Here is a 16,925-nt window from a genome sequence, read left to right on the forward strand (position 1 = left end):
GAGCCAAGCATGTTTGAACGCCTTATCCGTTTCGCCATCGAACAACGCTGGCTGGTGCTGTTCGTCACCCTGGGCATGGCCGCCATCGGCGTCTACAACTATTCCAAGCTGGCCATCGACGCCGTGCCCGACATCACGAACGTCCAGGTGCAGGTCAACGTGGGAGCGCCGGGCTATTCGCCGCTTGAGACCGAGCAGCGCATCACCTATCCGATCGAAACAGTCATGGCGGGCCTGCCCGGGCTGCAGCAGACCCGCTCGACGTCGCGCTACGGCTTGTCGCAAGTCACCGTCATTTTCAAGGACGGCACCGACATCTATTTCGCCCGGCAACTGGTCAACCAGCGGCTGCAGGAAGCCCGGGAAAGCCTGCCGGAAGGCGTGACGCCAACCATGGGCCCGATTTCGTCCGGACTGGGCGAGATCTATCTTTGGACGGTGGAAGCCGACCCGGGCGCGCGCAAGGAGGACGGCACGCCCTATACGCCGACCGACCTGCGTGAAATCCAGGACTGGGTCATCAAGCCGCAATTGCGCAATCTGGCCGGCGTGACCGAAATCAATTCCATCGGCGGCTACGCCAAGGAGTACCAGGTGGCGCCCAGCACCGAGCGGCTGGCGTCCTACGGCCTGACGCTGGCGGACGTGATGACGGCGCTGGACCGCAACAACGCCAACGTGGGCGCAGGCTACATCGAGCGCAATGGCGAGCAATACCTGATCCGCGCGCCGGGCCAGGTCCGTTCGATCGACGACATCAAGGACATCGTCCTGACTTCCGTGCAGGGCCAGGCCATCCGGATCCGCGACATCGCGGACGTCGGGATTGGGCGCGAACTGCGCACGGGCGCGGCCACCGACAACGGCGAAGAAGTCGTGCTGGGCACGGTGTTCATGCTGATCGGAGAGAACAGCCGCAGCGTCTCGCAAGCCGTGTCCGCGCGGCTGGACACCATCAACAAGTCGCTGCCGCAGGGCGTGAAGGCGGTGACCGTCTACGACCGCACCAACCTGATCGACAAGGCCATCGCCACCGTCAAGAAGAACCTGCTGGAGGGCGCGGCGCTGGTCATCGTCATCCTGTTCGTCTTTCTGGGCAATATCCGGGCGGCGCTGATCACGGCCATGATCATTCCCTTGTCGATGCTGTTCACCTTCACCGGCATGGTCGCCTACAAGGTCAGCGCCAACCTGATGAGCCTGGGCGCGCTGGACTTCGGCATCATCGTGGACGGGGCGGTCGTGATCGTGGAGAACTGCGTGCGGCGCCTCGCCCACGCCCAGGAACACCACCGGCGGCCGCTGACGCGCGCCGAACGGTTCCACGAGGTGTTCGCGGCGGCGCGCGAGGCTCGCCGGCCCCTGTTGTTCGGTCAACTGATCATCATGGTGGTCTACCTGCCGATCTTCGCGCTGAGCGGTGTGGAAGGGCGGATGTTCCACCCGATGGCGCTGACCGTGGTGCTGGCCTTGCTGGGCGCGATGATCTTGTCGGTAACCTTCGTGCCGGCGGCGGTGGCCCTGTTCATGGGCAACAAGGTGTCCGAAAAGGAAAACCGGCTGATGCTCTGGGCCAAGCGCCGGTACGAGCCGCTGCTGGAAGGGGCGTTGCGCCGCACTCCGCTGGTGCTGGCCGGCGCGACGCTGTTCGTGGTGCTGTGCGGCGTGCTCGCCTCGCGCCTGGGCAGCGAATTCATCCCGAACCTGAACGAAGGCGACATGGCGATCCAGGCGCTGCGCATTCCGGGCACCAGCCTGACGCAGTCGGTCGAGATGCAAAAGCAGATCGAAAAGCGCCTGAAGGACAAGTTCCCCGAGATCGAGCGCGTGTTCGCCCGCACCGGCACGGCGGAAATCGCTTCCGACGCCATGCCGCCCAGCATCTCGGACGGCTACATCATGCTCAAGCCCGTGGACCAATGGCCCACGCCGCGCAAGACGCACGCCGAGCTGCTGGCGGGCATCCAGGCCGAAGCCGCCCAGGTACCCGGCAACAACTATGAGTTCTCCCAACCCATCCAGCTGCGCTTTAACGAACTGATTTCGGGCGTACGCAGCGACGTGGCGGTGAAGGTATTCGGCGACGACAACGACGTGCTGAACAAGACGGCGGCGGAAATCGCGGCAGTCCTGCAGAAGGTGCCTGGGGCCTCGGAGGTGAAGGTCGAGCAGACCACGGGCCTGCCCATGCTGACCGTCAACATCGACCGGGCGCGCGCGGCCCGCTACGGACTCAGCCTGGGCGACGTGCAGGACACCATCGCCATCGCGGTCGGCGGACGCGAGGCGGGTACCTTCTTCCAGGGAGATAGGCGCTTTGACATCGTGGTGCGCCTGCCGGAATCCGTGCGCGAGAACCTGGAAGCACTGCGCAAGCTGCCGGTGGCCTTGCCCAAGGCCGAAGGGCAGGCACAAACCGCGTACATCCCGCTCAGCGAGGTGGCGTCGTTTGACCTGGCGCCGGGCCCCAACCAGATCTCGCGCGAAGACGGCAAGCGCCGCATCGTGGTCAGCGCCAACGTGCGCGGCCGGGATCTGGGCTCCTTCGTGGCGGACGCGTCCACCGCCATCGGCGAACAGGTGAAGGTGCCTTCGGGGTACTGGACATCGTGGGGCGGCACGTTCGAACAGCTGCAGTCGGCGGCCAAGCGGCTGCAGATCGTGGTGCCGGCGGCGCTGCTGCTGGTGTTTGCGCTGCTGTTTGCCATGTTCGGCAACGTCAAGGACGGGCTGGTGGTCTTCACCGGCATTCCGTTCGCCTTGACGGGCGGCGTGATCGCGCTATGGATGCGGGGCATTCCGCTGTCCATCACGGCGGCCGTCGGCTTCATCGCGCTGTGCGGCGTGGCCGTGCTGAACGGGCTGGTGATGCTGTCCTTCATCAGTTCGCTGCGCGACGAAGGCAAGAGCATCGATCAGGCCGTGCGCATCGGCGCGTTGACCCGGCTGCGTCCGGTGCTGATGACCGCGCTGGTCGCCTCGCTGGGCTTCGTGCCCATGGCGATCGCGACGGGGACGGGGGCCGAGGTCCAGCGGCCGCTGGCGACCGTCGTGATCGGCGGCATCATTTCGTCCACCATTCTTACGCTGCTGGTGTTGCCTGCGCTTTACCGCCTGGTGCACCGGCGGGACCCCGAGGAAGAGGAGCTCGCCCATGCGAAAACTTGATCCCGCGGCGCGCTTGCCGTCGCTATCGGTCGTCATTCCCTTTCTGAACGAACGCGAGGTGTTGCCCCTGTGCCTGGCGCGCGTGCGCCGGGTGCTGGACGGCTTGGGCCTGCCATACCAGATCGTCTTTGTCGACGACGGCAGCCGCGATGGCAGCGCTGACTATCTGCTGGGCATGCTGGCGACCGAACCGTCATTGAAACTGGTCCGGCTGAGCCGCAATTTCGGCAAGGAAGCGGCCATGACGGCCGGCATCGTCCATGCCGAAGGCGACGCGGTGATCCTGCTGGACGCCGACCTCCAGGACCCGCCGGAACTGATTCCCGAAATGGTGCGGGCCTGGCAGGAGGGTGCGGACGTCGTCTGCATGCGCCGACGCAGCCGGGCAGGGGAGAGCTGGCTGAAACGCGCCTCTGCTTACGCGTTCTACCGCCTGCTGAACCGCCTTAGCCGGGCCGCCATCCCCGCCGACACGGGCGATTTCCGGCTGATGAGCCGGCGGGCAGTGCGGGCACTGTTGAAACTGCCCGAACGCTGCCGCTATATGAAAGGCCTGTACGCGTGGGTGGGCATGCCGACCCGCATCATCGACTACGACCGCGCCCCGCGCGCGGCCGGCACGACCAAATGGAATTACTTCGCCTTGTTCCGCCTGGCGATGGAAGGCATCACGTCGTTTTCAACGGCGCCCTTGCGCTGGGCGACCGGCGCGGGAGCGATCGCGGCGATCCTGGGCGGGCTGCTTGGCGTGGCCGTCATCTTCAAGACCTTGATGTATGGCGATGACGTCGCGGGTTATCCGTCGCTGATGGCGACGATCACGTTCATGAGCGGGGTGCAGCTGCTGACCATCGGGCTATTGGGCGAATACGTGGGTAAGACCTATCTGGAAGCCAAGCAACGGCCGGTGTACCTGGTGCGCGACGTGCGCAGCAGCCGCGCGACGCCGGTCACCGAGCTGCAGTCCAGTTCCCCGCTTGACGTGCGTCACCATGCGTTTGACCGCTAAAGCCGTTCTTGCCGGCCTGGGCGTCATTCTTGGCATCCGATTGGTGGCCATGGCGGTGATGCCCTTCGCAGATACGTCGGAACCCCGCTACGCCGAGATCGCCCGGATCATGGCGGCATCCGGAGACTGGATCACACCCTGGTTCGCGCCGGGCGAACCCTTCTGGGGCAAGCCGCCTTTGGCCTTCTGGGCCCAGGCCGCCTCCGGCGTCTGGTTCGGAATGAGCGAGATGAGCCTGCGCCTGCCGTCGTGGCTGGCGATGCTGGGCATGTTGGCCATCTTGCATGAACTGGGCCGGCGCCTGTTTTCGCTTGAAGCTGCCAGATGGGCGGTGCTGGTGTTCAGCACCATGCTGCTGCCGTTGGTCGCGGCGGGTGCGGTGCTGACCGACCCGTTCCTGGCGCTGGGCATCACGCTGGGCATGGCGTCGTTCCTCCTGGCGCCCGAAGCTTCGTCATGGTTCTGGCGCTATGGACTGTTCATCGGGCTGGCCATCGGATTGCTGTCCAAAGGACCGTTGGCGCTTGTCTTGACGATGGGCGCGATCCTGCCGTGGCTGCTCTGGCACGGCAATGCGCGCCGGTATCTGCGCGCCTTGCCGTGGGCCAGCGGAACCGCCTTGACGCTAACGTTGACGCTGCCGTGGTATCTGCTTGCGGAGTGGAAGACGCCTGGGTTCCTGGAATATTTCATCGTGGGCGAACACGTGTTGCGTTTCATTGACCCGGGCTGGACGGGCGACCGTTACGGCTCCGCGCACAGCCGGCCATATGGTGCGATCTGGCTGGATTGGGTGTTGGCGACGCTGCCGTGGAGCCCGCTGGGCTTGTGGCTGCTGCTACGCGAGCGGCGCGGCGAGTTCGTCGCGCGGATCCGGATGTTCGGCCGTTCGCCCACGGCGTCCTATCTGTTCGCATGGGCAGTTGCCACGCCCGCGTTCTTCACCTTGTCGGGCAACATTCTCTGGACTTATGTGCTGCCCGCGCTGCCGCCGGTGGCGCTGGGCATTGGCGTGAGCCTTAGCCGGCTGAACTCGGTTCTGCCGCGCCGGGTCGCCGTGGGATGCCTGATGCTGGTGCCCACGGCGGCGGTGGTGTTGGGCACCTTGTCCGTCGTCCAACCCAAGCGCTTCAAGACGGAAAAACAGTTGATCGCCCGCGCGCAGGCCGAGATGCAGGCGGGGGAACGGCTTTATTTTGTCGACAGCCGGCCGTTTTCGGCCGGCTTCTATTCGCAAGGCAACGCCGGCATCGTGCCGCGGGAAAGCGTGCGCGACGTGTTGCCGCAGCAAGGCGGCCGGGTATTGCTGGCGGTCGAGAAGGGCGATCTGGCGGACATTCGCGACCGCATTCCGGGCCTGATTGCTCCGCTTTACAGCAGCCGACGGTACGTCCTGCTGAGCATTTCCGACGGGGAAAAACGTTAACATAACAACGACTTGCGTTAACTTGGCAACCATTTTGGCGCCTATTTACTTGCAAATGGATCCTATTTATACTCCCGCCCGGAGTCGGCCCCCGATGGTCCGGCTTTCGCGTCATTGACTCTTGCTGCTCCTAGGTCGCACTGAGGATGACCGCCAATCATGGTGACGCCTCAAACGGCGCTTGGAGAAGAGCAAGATGGCTAAGGCCAGAAATCAGAACGCGCGGGAAGGGTTCCCGCTGAACCGCCGTGCCGCGGCGATTGCCGCCGCGCTGGCCGGCCTGTCCAGCATGGCGCACGCCCAGACGGCGCCCCCCGCGCCTGCGGCCGCGACCGGACAAGCCGGGGAACTGGCTGCCGTGACCGTGACCGGCGACTGGCTGGGCACCCCCACCGAAGAAAAAGTGTTGTCCCACCCAGGCGCCCGCACCGTGGTCGAACAGCAGCAGATCCAGGAAAGCGGGTCCAGCAGCGTGCGCGACGTGCTGCGCCAGATTCCCGGCGTGCAGGTGCAGGACAGCAACGGCACGGGCGGCAGCGACGTGTCGCTCAACGTGGGCGTGCGCGGCCTGACCTCGCGCCTGTCGCCCCGGTCCACCATCCTGATGGACGGTGTGCCGATGGCCTACGCCCCCTATGGCCAGCCGCAGTTGTCGCTGGCGCCCGTGTCGCTGGGCAACCTGGAATCGGTCGATGTGGTGCGCGGCGCCGGTTCGGTCCGGTATGGCCCGCAGAACGTGGGCGGCATCATCAACTTCGTGACGCGCGCCATCCCGCAGGACTTCACGACCAGCCTGAACGTCGGCAGCGAAATCTACAGCCATGGCGGCAACGTCAAGACCACGCCCAGCCTGTTCGTGGGCGGCACCACTGACAAGGGCCTGGGCGGCGCGCTGCTGTATTCGGGCACGCATGGCGACGGCTACCGTTCCAGCAACGATTCCACCGACATCGACGACGTGATCTTGAAGGGCGCCTACCGCTTTTCGGCGACCGACGACGTGGCCGTGTCGCTGCACCACTTCGAAGGCAAGGGCCGGATGCCCGGCGGCCTGACCACCGCGCAATACTCGGAAGACCCGTTCCAGTCGACCCGCCAATACGACCAGTTCACGGGCCGTCGCACCGACGGTTCGCTGAAGTACACGCACAATGACGGCGTCAACAACTTCGAAGTGCTGACGTACTACGTGGATTCCTACCGCGGCAGCTACATCGAGCAAGGCGGCACCGGCGCCACGGCGAACCAGTTCCGCCTGACCACCGCGCCGCGCAGCTATCACTATTTCGGCTTCGAACCGCGTTATTCGCGCCTGTTCGATTCGGGCTCGTTCGTGCAGGAAGTCACCGTCGGCTACCGCTACCTGAAGGAAAGCAGCTCGGAAGTGGCCGGGCGTACCGCCTACTACAACCCGGCCGCCGGCGGCGATGCGTTCGACTTGAACATGCCCACCTACCAGACGAGCGACGGCGGCACCACCGCCCACGCCTTCTACATCGACGACCGCATCGACATCGGCAAGTGGACGATCACGCCCGGCGTGCGCTTCGAAAGCATCAGCACCTACAACAACGTCACCAACTTCAACACCGCGACCGGCGCCGTCACCAGCGCCTTGTCGCCGTCGATCGATTCGCGCGTGACCCTGCCGACCCTGTCGGTGCTCTACCGCGTGGACGATAAGTGGTCGCTGTTCGCCAACGCCGGCAAGTCATTCGGCCCGCAGCAGTACAGCCAACTGGCGTCCACCACCGAAGGCTTGCACCCCGAAACCGCCAAGACCTATGAAATCGGCACGCACTTCGCGGGCCAGGCCTGGAGCGGCGAACTCACGCTGTTCAACATCGACTTCGACAAGGAATTGCAGCTGACGCGCTCGATCGTGGGCGAGGGCATGTGGACCGACCTGGGCGCCACCCGCCATCGCGGCGTGGAATCCGCCTTGCGCTACGACATGGGCGACCTCAGCGACGCCTTGCGCGGCCTGTCCGTCTACGCCACCTATACGTACACGCAAGCCATTGCCAAAGCCGGCGCCTTCGAAGGCCGCGACCTGCCGCTGTACTCGCGCCAGGTGGCGTCCGTTGGCGCCCGGTACGCGGTGCAGCGCTGGACCTTCAATGCCGACGTCTTCGCGCAGTCCAAGCAGCGGTCGCCGGGTTCGCCAGATGCCGGCGCGGGCTACGTCACCGAGGAAGACGCCAGCGGACGCCTGGGCGACATCCCGGGCTTCGCCACGGTGGCGTTGCGGGCAGGCTATGATTTCGGCCGCGACATGAATAACCTGAAACTCGCCGTTGGCGTGAAAAACCTGTTCGACCGCCGCTACTACACGCGCTCCACCGACAACAACGGCGGCAAGTTCGTGGGGCAGCCGCGCACGATCTACATGCAGGCCTCGATGGCCTTCTAAGCACCGTGAGCATTGCATTGACCGGATCGTTCTTGTGAAAGGCCTGCGCGGCGTATGGCTGCGGGTGCATCGCTGGCTGGCGCTTAGCGCCGGCTGGATCCTGATCTTTTCAGGCTTGTCCGGCGCGGCGCTCGTCGTCACGCCGGCGCTGGACCGCTGGGCGAATCCGCAGCTGTTCCAGGCCCGTTCGGACTTGGCTCCCGGCCAGGCGGGCGTCACGCTCGAATCCGTGCTGCGGTCGGCCAGGCAGGAATTCGGCGACGGCGCGAACCTGGTGTTCCGGCCTGCCCGCGCCCCGGGCGAAACGCTGGAAGTGCGGGTGCGCGGCGGCTGGCGCGGCACGCTCTACCTGGACCCGGCCACCGGTGCCGAGCAAGGCCGGCGCGGTGAAACCGAAGGCGCGGCCAATGTGCTGTTCAAGCTGCACAGCGCGCTGTACCTGGACAGCACCGGCAAGGCCATTCTGGCCTGGGTGGCGCTGGCCTACCTGTTCCTGCTCATCACGGGGCTGATCCTGTGGTGGCCGCGGCACTGGGCCAAGGGCTGGAACATCGCACTGGACCGCGGGCTGTTGCGATCGCTGTTCGACCTGCACCGGGTGGGCGGGGCCACGCTGGGCCTGCTGATCGCGGTATCGGTCGCCACCGGCGCCTACATGGCGTGGCGTCCGCTGGGCGCGGCCGTAACGTGGCTAAGCGGCGCGGCCCCGGTCAAAGCGCCGAAATTGCCCGCCGTGGCCGCCAGCGCCGTTGCCGGGCAGCCGCTGACGCTGGATCAACTGGCCGAAAAAGCCGTGTCGCAATTCCAGGAACCGGCGCCTATCGGCTATATCGTGGTGCCCCCGCACGCCGGCGCGCCGACCCGTTTCCGCATGATGCTGGGCGATGACCCCCATCCCAACGGCATGACTTCCGTCTGGATCGACCCGCGCACGGCCGACGTGCTGGCAGTGCAGCGCTGGAACACGCTGGATCCGGGCGCACGGGCGACGGCCGTGGTCTACCCGCTGCACACGGGCGAACTGGGCGGCGTGGCGCTGGAAACTGCGGTCGCCGTGGGCGGCCTGACGCTGGGCGGCCTGGGCATCAGCGGCGTATGGCTCTGGTGGCGCCGCCGCGCCGTCAAACTGGCAACGGCCAAGGCGCGCAGCCGCTGACGTGGCGCCCGGCGGGGCGCGGGAATACTATTTGCTGATCACTTCCCGGTTTAGAGGAGTCGATCATGGCAACAAGAACCATCTGGAAAGGGGCCATTTCCTTCGGCCTCGTACACATCCCCGTCGGCTTGCACACCGCCACCACGGAGTCCGGCGTGGACTTCGACTGGCTGGACAAGCGCTCCATGGATCCGGTCGGATACAAGCGCATCAACAAGCGCACCGGCAAGGAAATCGACAAGGACAATATCGTCAAGGGCGTGGAGTATGAAGACGGCCAGTACGTCATCATTTCCCCGGAAGAGATCGCCGACGCCTATCCGCGCACGACGCAAACCATTGAAATACAAGAGTTCGTCGACGCGTCGGACGTGCCCTTCGTCTATCTGGAGCGGCCTTACTACGTTGCGCCGATCAACAAGGGCCAGAAGGTGTATGCCTTGTTGCGCGACACCTTGGCCAAGACCGGCAAGATCGGGATCGCCAAGGTAGTTATCCAGACCAAGCAGCATCTGGCCGCGCTGATCCCGTCCGGGGATGCGCTGGTGTTGAACCTGATGCGCTGGGGCGACGACGTCAAGCCGCAAGACGAGCTGGACCTGCCCAAGTCCGGCGCCCGCGGGATGACGCCGAGTGCCAGCGAACTGAAAATGGCCAAGATGCTGGTCGAAGACATGTCTGGCAAGTGGGACCCCGAGCAATACAAGGACGAATTCAAGGCGGCGGTCATGGGCCTGGTGGCCAAGAAGGTCAAGGCCGGCAAGACCGAGACCGTTTTTGAGCCGCAAGAGGAAACGCCAGCCTATGCGGACAACGTGATCGATCTGACCGAATTGCTGCAACGCAGCCTGAAGGGCGGAAAGAAAACGGCGCCCGCCGCGGCGAAGAAGACCGCGGCCCGCAAGACGCCTGCCAAGAAGGCGCCCGCGAAAGCGGCCAAGGCGGCCAAGGCCACCAAGGCGGCGCGGCCCCGCAAGGCGGCGTGACATGGCCGACAGCCTGAAGACCTATCGCAAGAAGCGCGACTTCAAGGTCACTCCGGAACCCGCCGAGGGCGGCGAGGCAAACGAAGCGGCCCGCGCCTTCGTCATCCAGAAGCACTGGGCCAGCCGGCTGCATTATGACTTCCGGCTGGAGCTGGACGGCGCGATGAAGAGCTGGGCGGTGCCCAAGGGCCCCAGCTACGATCCCGCCGTCAAGCGTATGGCCGTGCAGGTGGAAGACCATCCCATCGCGTACAACCAGTTCGAAGGCCAGATCCCCGAGGGCCAGTACGGCGCCGGCAAGGTCATCATCTGGGACGAGGGCCGCTGGATGCCGGTCGGCGATGCGCGCAAGGGCTACCGCGACGGGCACCTGAAATTCGACCTGCAGGGCACGAAAATGCAGGGCCGCTGGGCGCTGGTCCGCATGAAGGGCAAGGAATCCGACAAGCAGCCGGCATGGCTGCTGATCAAAGACCGCGACGACTTTGCGCGCCGCGAACGCGAATTCAGCGTGGTCGACGAAATGCCCGACAGCGTGGTGCCCTTGCGCAAGAAGACGCCGGCGAAAGCGCGTCCGCAAGCGGGGCCCAAGGAGGACAGGGCGATATCCAAAGGGGACGAGGCGGCATTGCCCGGCCAGGCAGCCGAGCTGCCGGTGTCGTTGAAGCCGCAACTGGCCACCTTGGCGGACGGTATACCGCCGGGCTCGGAAGACTGGCTTTATGAATTGAAGTTCGACGGCTATCGGCTGTTGGCGCGCCTGGACGGCGACACCGTCACCCTCCATACGCGAAATGGACACGATTGGAGCGCCAAGTTGCCGCATCTGGTGGACGCCTTCGGACGGCTGCCAGCGAAATGCGCCTGGGTGGACGGCGAGGCCGTGGTGCTGGACAAGCAGGGCGTGCCCAATTTCCAGGCGCTGCAGAACGCCTTCGACGGCGAAGCCACCGGGGGCATCGTGTTCTACGCCTTCGACCTGCCGTTCATCGGCGGACGGGACCTGCGCCAGGAACCGCTGCGCGTGCGCCGGGCGTTGCTGGCGCAGTTGATGGCCGCAAGCGACGACGACCATCTGCGGTTCAGTGAAGCGTTCGACCAGACACCTGCCGATCTGGTGGCGTCCGCGTGCAAGATGGGGCTGGAAGGCATCATCGCCAAGCGCCAATCCGCCGCCTACGTGTCGCGTCGCAGCGATAACTGGCTGAAGATCAAGTGCGGCCGCCGCCAGGAGTTCGTCATCGTCGGCTACACCGCGCCGCAGGGCACGCGCGAGGGCCTGGGCGCGCTGTTGCTGGCCGTGCACGAGGACGACGGCGCATTGCGCTACGCCGGCAAGGTCGGCACCGGCTTCGACCGCCAAGGCTTGCTATCGCTTCAGCAAAAGCTTGCCCGCATCGAAACCCGCGACAAGCCGGTGACGGGAGGCGAGGGCAGGGGCGTGCAATGGGTGAAGCCGGAATTGATTGCCGAAGTGGCGTTCGGCGACTGGACGAGCGGCGGGCATATCCGCCACGCCGTGTTCCAAGGCTTGCGTACGGACAAACCGGCGCGCGAGATCACCCGTGAAAGGGCGGCCGCAGTCACGCGAGCACCCACCGCGAAGGCGCAGGCCAAGCCCGCCGGCAAGATCGGCAAGCTGACCCATCCCGAACGGGTCATCGACCCGTCTACCGGGCTGACCAAGCTGGACCTGGCGCGCTACTACGGCCTGGTCGCGCCCCTGCTGCTGGAACACCTGAAATCCCGCCCCGTCTCGTTCCTGCGTGCGCCGGGCGGCATCCAGGGGGAGCTGTTCTTCCAGAAGCACCTGGAAGCCGCCATGCCGGGCGTCAAATCGTTGCCGCCCAAGCTGGACCCCGGCCATCCGCCGCTGCTGGAGGTGCCGACCGCCGAAGCGGTGCTGTCTGCCGTGCAGATGAACGTGGTGGAATTCCACACCTGGAACGCCGTGAAGACCGCGATCGGCAAGCCCGACCGCATGCTGTTCGACCTGGACCCGGGCGAAGGCGTGGGCTGGCCTGCCGTGCAGCAGGCGGCCCAGCTGGTGCGCACCCTGCTTGACGAAATCGGCCTGACGCCCTGGTTGAAGACCAGTGGAGGCAAGGGCTTGCACGTGGTGGTGCCGCTGCGCCGGCAGTACGACTGGGACACCATCAAGGCGTTTTCGCAAGCGATCGTCACGCATCTGGCGAGAACGCTGCCGAAGCAGTTCGTGGCAAAGAGCGGGCCGAAGAACCGGGTCGGCAAGATCTTCGTCGACTATCTGCGCAACGGCTTCGGCGCCACCACGGTGGCGGCCTGGTCGGCCCGGGCGCGGCCGGGGCTGGGCGTGTCGGTGCCGGTAGCGTGGGAAGAGTTGGCGAAGCTGCACAGCGGCGCACATTGGACGATCGCAAACATTCATTCAAGGCTGGACGCAGGCAACACTCCCTGGGAGGGGTATTCGCCTCAGGCCGTTGGCAAAGCCATGGCGGCGATAGACTTCAAGCCCGCAAAGTGAAGGCTTTCGGGAATGTGGACCCGATTTGCGCGATTCTGTATGCTGCATTGCAGGCCGATCGGGAGCGAGATCCTCAACGATGAAAAGAAAAGTCAGCTTGTTCACGGTACTCATCGCCTTCGCGGTGTTAAGCGTGGCGATCGGCTTTTTCAATGCGCTCTACGCGGGATATCAGGTGCAACGGGCTCAAGTCGTGAAGAATTCGCTTGCCTCCAATCTTGCCTACGCCGAAAAACTGGCTGAATTCATCAATCTTTATATCGATGCGGTGCATCAGCAATTGAAGACCAGCGCGCGCCGATTGTCGGACGCAGGGGCCACCACGCGGGCGCTTTCAGCCGAGTTGACACGGGTCGCCGCTCAGGCGCAGGGCGTTTCGGCCGTGCTGCTTGCTGATGCCGGCGGCACCATCGTCGCCCGTTCTGACCAGATTCCCGCGCAGCTGTCCGCTGTCAATACGCTTGCCGAACTGGTCGTCAAAGAACAACGCTCGGCCGATTGGGTCGTTCCGTGTTGCCAGCATGAGGGGCAACTTGCCGTGCTGCTGCTGGTGGAGCCCGTGCCTGGCATGAACGGCGCCGCAACCGGCTTCCTGGCGGCCGCCGTCATGCTGGAGCGCGGCAGCCGCATTGACAAAGTGATCGGCGATCATCCGTACGGCGACGGGGCGTCCGTCTACCTGATCAACGTCGATGGAAGTGTCCTGTATCGCCACGGACCAGACGGGCCGGATGCAAGTGTGCTCAGCGTCATCAAGGCTGACGTGTCGCCCGCCTCGGGGCCGGGTTCTGCACAGGTACGAGACGCCGTGGGCGATGTCGTGCTGGCCGGCTACGCCCCTGTCACGAAAGGAAAATGGGCTGTTGTCGTCCAACGTCCTCTGGACCAGGCGTTGTCTCCCTTGAAAACGTTATTGGCCGAGTCCATGCGCTTCGCCATCCCCGCTGTCGTGATCACGCTCGTCCTGGTGTGCGCGTTGGCCTATGCTATCGCGCGGCCATTGGCCCGCTTGACCCGTGCCATGGGCAGCCCCGAAGCCGTCGACAGGCAAGGGCCGCGGGCCAGCCTGCTGAAGACGTGGTACTTCGAAGCAGACAAGCTACGTGAGGCCCTGATCGCCACATTGGCGCAGCATCGGCACGAAGTCGGGCGCCTGAACACGCAAACCATGACTGATCCAATGACTGGTCTTATGAACCGGCGCGCCCTTGAACTGCGTTTCCAGGAACTGGAGGCAGCCGGGCTCCCCTTTGCGGTCATCGCTTTGGACCTGGATCATTTCAAGCGGGTCAACGATGTGTTTGGTCATCCTGTTGGCGACAAGGTATTGATTTTGCTGGCAAAGACGTTGAGCGATAGCGTGCGGCGGCAGGACAAGCCGTTTCGGGTAGGCGGCGAGGAGTTCATTGTGGTGGTGCCGGCGCCGACGCGGGATGCGGCACTGCAAACAGCCGAACGCATCCGAACCGACGTGGCCGCCCAGACGATGCCGGATGGCGTGGGGCATATGACGGTATCGGTCGGTGTGGGGTTATGGCCACAGCATGGAAAATCTGCCCAAGCTGTTGTCAAATGCGCGGACCAGGCGTTGTATGCCTCTAAAGCCGCCGGGCGCAATCGCGTAACGCTTTGGACCCAAGGCCGGCCGTCCTGAGGGGAGTCTTGGCTTCGTCTCGAATGTTTGTTCCGCTTTTCCAACGTGACCGATCAACAAGATAACGCGTAGGGTGGCAACGTGAACTATTCATTTGTACTGGCAGGTTCCGCCGCCATCGAAGCCTCAGTCTTCGCCTTACTGGGTCTTTTGATCGCATTCACGTTTTCGGGTGCTGCGCAGCGGATGGCGGACCGCAGGAATCTGCTGGTGACCGAGGTCAATGCCATCGGCACGGCCTGGCTGCGTATCGACATGTTGAATACGTCAGACCAACACCAATTGCGCGAACAGTTCCGCCGTTATGTGGACGAGCGCGTGAACTATTACAAGCATGTCGCTGACCTGGCGCAGCGCGATGCCATCGCGACGAGGGTGGGCGCTGTCCAGAATGAAATCTGGAAAACCTCTATCGCGGCCAGCAAGAATGCGGCGCCGCCCTTCGCGGTGTCCTACATCGCGTCAGTCAACGATATGTTCGACGTGGCCACCGCGCAAACAGTCGCACAGAAAGTCCACCCGCCCATCGTCACTTACGCATTCCTGGGATTTCTGGCGTTGACCTGCGCGTGTCTGATCGGCTTGAACCTTGCCAGCGCCCCACGCAATACCCTGTTCCACGAGATTATCTATGCGCTGGTCATGACGGTGGCGCTATACATCATTGTCGACTTCGAATTTCCCCGGATCGGCGCGATACGCATCGATCAAAGTGACACACTGCTGATGTCCCAGCGTCAGGCCATGGGGAGCCCCGCGGCCGACGCCGTGAAATAGCGAAGCGGAGAACGGCATGGCCGACCGGAAAATACGGGGTGCGGGCAGCGCAGCCAGACGGATAGCGCCGTGGCTGATCGCAATGCAGGCTTGTTCGGCCACGGGCACGGCGAGCGCGCAAGAGACCATCCGGCTGACGCAGGACGACTTGCAGAAGCGCGCTAACGGGGTCCTGGCCCTCATGTCGTTCTCGATCGTTCCCGACATCACGACCAGCGCGTTGTCGATTGGCGGCGGTGGGGGCACAACGGGCTCGACCGAGTTCTACATGACCCAGCTGGGCGGCGGCGATACGATATCAAAATCGGTACCCCTCTATCTGGAAGGCGTCCTCGCAGGCAGCCGGTACGATCCGACCTTCGTTGCCTCGCAGGGCCTGGAGACCCGCAAGATTCCAGCGAAGTGGAACAGTGTTTCTGCCACGGGCGGGGTCGGCTGGGACTTCAAGCTGACCGATGAATTGAAGCTCCGGCCCATTTTCAACGTGGCCCTGGGCAACGTAACCAGCGACCTCAGGGCGGCCAGTTGGTACGTGGGCCGTCAGACAGGCCGGGACGTGACATTTTTGGACAAAGGCTCGTTGAACGCCTACGGCCTGGGCGGATCTCTGATGCTGGATTATGAGCACTATCGCCCCGGGTACGAGGTGGATGTGGAATTGCGGTATTCCGATATTCGCTTGAAGAGTTTTGCCAGTTCGAGCGCGGTCCAGGGAAACGCGATCGCGCAGTCCGCCAATCTTTGGGCTCGGTACCGGGCCCCCACGGGGTTGACGATGCTGCAGCGCCCGCTGCGCTATGTCCTGGAGCTGACCCATTCCGAGTTTCTGGGCGATCAGCGCGGCGTTCTGGGCTTTGACCGCCTGACTTCGGTGGGCGCTGGCCTGGAACTGGATTCCAGCGCCTACAACGTCTTCATCACCAGAACCCGGCTTGTTGGCCGCTATGTCTTCGGCACGAACGTGTCGGGTTTTTCAGTGGGCCTGGCCGTCAGTTTCTAGCGCTTTCCGGCTTCGACGTGTCGCCCAGCAGCTGGCTGATGGCCCGCGCCTCCTGGCGCACCGCCAGCCCGACGCGGCCATCCGCGGACGGATCGAAGCCGCCGGTGGCGCCCAGTGCGGTCAGCACGGCGCAGGGCCGGCCGGCATAGTTGTAGATCGGGGCCGATACGGCGCTGATGCCGCGCAAGTTCGTGTCGCGCACCACGGCGCAGCCCGCCGCCTGCACGGACCGCTGCAGCGCGCCAATCGGGTCATCGGCATGCAGCATCGCCCGCTGTTCTGCCGTGGCGGCCTCCAGCTCGGCTTCGGCCAGCGCCCGCACGGCGGTCTCGTCCAGCGTCGCCAGCAAGACCTGGCCGGTGGCTGACCACAACATCGACAACACCGACCCCACGCGCACGTTCACGGTGACCGGCAGCCCTGGCTCTTCAAAACGCACGATGGTGGGCCCCTTGTTGCCCATCACCGCTACGAAGCACGTGACTTCCAGCGCTTCCCGCAGCCGGATAAGCGACGCTTCGGCCAGGCGGATGGGATCGGCCTGCCGCATGGCCGCCAGGCCCAGCAGCAAGGTCTCCATTCCCAGGAAGTACTGCTGGGTGGCGGCGTCCTGACCGACCAGCCCGCCTTCCATCAGGCTGACGAGATAACGGTGCACCTTGGCGGGACTTTCCTCGATCCGGGCGGCAATCACGCTCAATCCCGCGCGGCCGCCAAGCTCGCCCAGTGCTTTCAGGACGGCCATGCTGGTCTCGGCCGCCTGCACGCGCTGGCGGCGTTCACGGGGACGCGGAAGATCGGAGGTGGCAGTCATGGCGAGAAGTCGGAAGGGG

At 64.7% G+C, this 16,925-nt stretch carries 11 protein-coding genes; 10 read left to right on the forward strand and 1 reads right to left on the reverse strand.

All coding sequences use genetic code 11. The features are described 5' to 3' along the window. Positions 1–9 precede the first annotated feature (9 nt). The 10 genes from AC3WMU_RS06315 (at position 10) to AC3WMU_RS06360 (ending at position 16,092) form a co-directional block, all read left to right on the forward strand. Positions 10–3,168 (forward strand): CusA/CzcA family heavy metal efflux RND transporter, encoded by a 3,159-nt coding sequence (locus tag AC3WMU_RS06315; protein WP_006222050.1) that lies wholly within the window; start codon positions 10–12, stop codon positions 3,166–3,168. Further along, positions 3,155–4,177, forward strand: a complete 1,023-nt coding sequence (locus tag AC3WMU_RS06320; protein WP_006222049.1) for a glycosyltransferase family 2 protein — start codon at positions 3,155–3,157, stop codon at positions 4,175–4,177. Before AC3WMU_RS06315 ends, AC3WMU_RS06320 begins: the two co-directional genes overlap by 14 nt. Then, complete coding sequence (locus tag AC3WMU_RS06325; RefSeq protein WP_492281996.1) at positions 4,161–5,603, forward strand: ArnT family glycosyltransferase; 1,443 nt, start codon at positions 4,161–4,163, stop codon at positions 5,601–5,603. The genes AC3WMU_RS06320 and AC3WMU_RS06325 overlap by 17 nt, the downstream gene beginning before the upstream one ends. Before the next feature lie 196 nt (positions 5,604–5,799). Further along, complete coding sequence (locus AC3WMU_RS06330; protein WP_492281997.1) at positions 5,800–8,016, forward strand: TonB-dependent receptor family protein; 2,217 nt, start codon at positions 5,800–5,802, stop codon at positions 8,014–8,016. Between the two features lie 34 nt (positions 8,017–8,050). Beyond that, positions 8,051–9,172 carry a PepSY-associated TM helix domain-containing protein gene (locus tag AC3WMU_RS06335; protein ID WP_492281998.1) on the forward strand — a complete coding sequence of 374 codons (1,122 nt, stop codon included), beginning with the start codon at positions 8,051–8,053 and terminating at the stop codon, positions 9,170–9,172. 65 nt (positions 9,173–9,237) lie between these two features. Beyond that, a complete protein-coding gene (ku, locus tag AC3WMU_RS06340; RefSeq protein ID WP_492281999.1) occupies positions 9,238–10,158 on the forward strand; it encodes a non-homologous end joining protein Ku in 921 nt (306 codons plus the stop codon). 1 nt (position 10,159) lies between these two features. Next, positions 10,160–12,661, forward strand: a complete 2,502-nt coding sequence (gene ligD, locus AC3WMU_RS06345; RefSeq protein ID WP_492282000.1) for a DNA ligase D — start codon at positions 10,160–10,162, stop codon at positions 12,659–12,661. A 97-nt stretch (positions 12,662–12,758) separates the two neighbouring features. After that, positions 12,759–14,315: a GGDEF domain-containing protein gene (locus AC3WMU_RS06350; RefSeq protein ID WP_492282001.1), complete on the forward strand. Its 1,557-nt coding sequence runs from the start codon at positions 12,759–12,761 to the stop codon at positions 14,313–14,315. Positions 14,316–14,396: 81 nt separating this feature from the next. After that, entirely contained in the window at positions 14,397–15,092 is a 696-nt protein-coding gene (locus AC3WMU_RS06355) for a bestrophin-like domain (protein WP_492282002.1), read from the forward strand. Between the two features lie 82 nt (positions 15,093–15,174). Further along, positions 15,175–16,092, forward strand: a complete 918-nt coding sequence (locus AC3WMU_RS06360; RefSeq protein WP_492282353.1) for a hypothetical protein — start codon at positions 15,175–15,177, stop codon at positions 16,090–16,092. Here AC3WMU_RS06360 and AC3WMU_RS06365 read toward each other — a convergent pair. Further along, on the reverse strand, positions 16,082–16,906 hold the full coding sequence (locus AC3WMU_RS06365) for an IclR family transcriptional regulator (RefSeq protein ID WP_492282003.1): 825 nt from the start codon (positions 16,904–16,906) through the stop codon (positions 16,082–16,084). The two genes, AC3WMU_RS06360 and AC3WMU_RS06365, sit on opposite strands and share 11 nt — an antisense overlap. Positions 16,907–16,925 lie beyond the last annotated feature (19 nt).

The sequence above is a fragment of the Achromobacter sp. FW305-C-13 genome, from assembly GCF_058783475.1.

Bases quoted from the DNA above. Each gene is read 5' to 3' on its own strand.
- AC3WMU_RS06360 (WP_492282353.1), top strand. From the start codon at position 15,175: ATGCAGGCTTGTTCGGCCACGGGCACGGCGAGCGCGCAAGAGACCATC.
- ligD (WP_492282000.1), top strand. From the start codon at position 10,160: ATGGCCGACAGCCTGAAGACCTATCGCAAGAAGCGCGACTTCAAGGTC.
- AC3WMU_RS06325 (WP_492281996.1), top strand. From the start codon at position 4,161: ATGCGTTTGACCGCTAAAGCCGTTCTTGCCGGCCTGGGCGTCATTCTT.
- AC3WMU_RS06320 (WP_006222049.1), top strand. From the start codon at position 3,155: ATGCGAAAACTTGATCCCGCGGCGCGCTTGCCGTCGCTATCGGTCGTC.
- ku (WP_492281999.1), top strand. From the start codon at position 9,238: ATGGCAACAAGAACCATCTGGAAAGGGGCCATTTCCTTCGGCCTCGTA.
- AC3WMU_RS06365 (WP_492282003.1), bottom strand. From the start codon at position 16,906: ATGACTGCCACCTCCGATCTTCCGCGTCCCCGTGAACGCCGCCAGCGC.
- AC3WMU_RS06315 (WP_006222050.1), top strand. From the start codon at position 10: ATGTTTGAACGCCTTATCCGTTTCGCCATCGAACAACGCTGGCTGGTG.
- AC3WMU_RS06330 (WP_492281997.1), top strand. From the start codon at position 5,800: ATGGCTAAGGCCAGAAATCAGAACGCGCGGGAAGGGTTCCCGCTGAAC.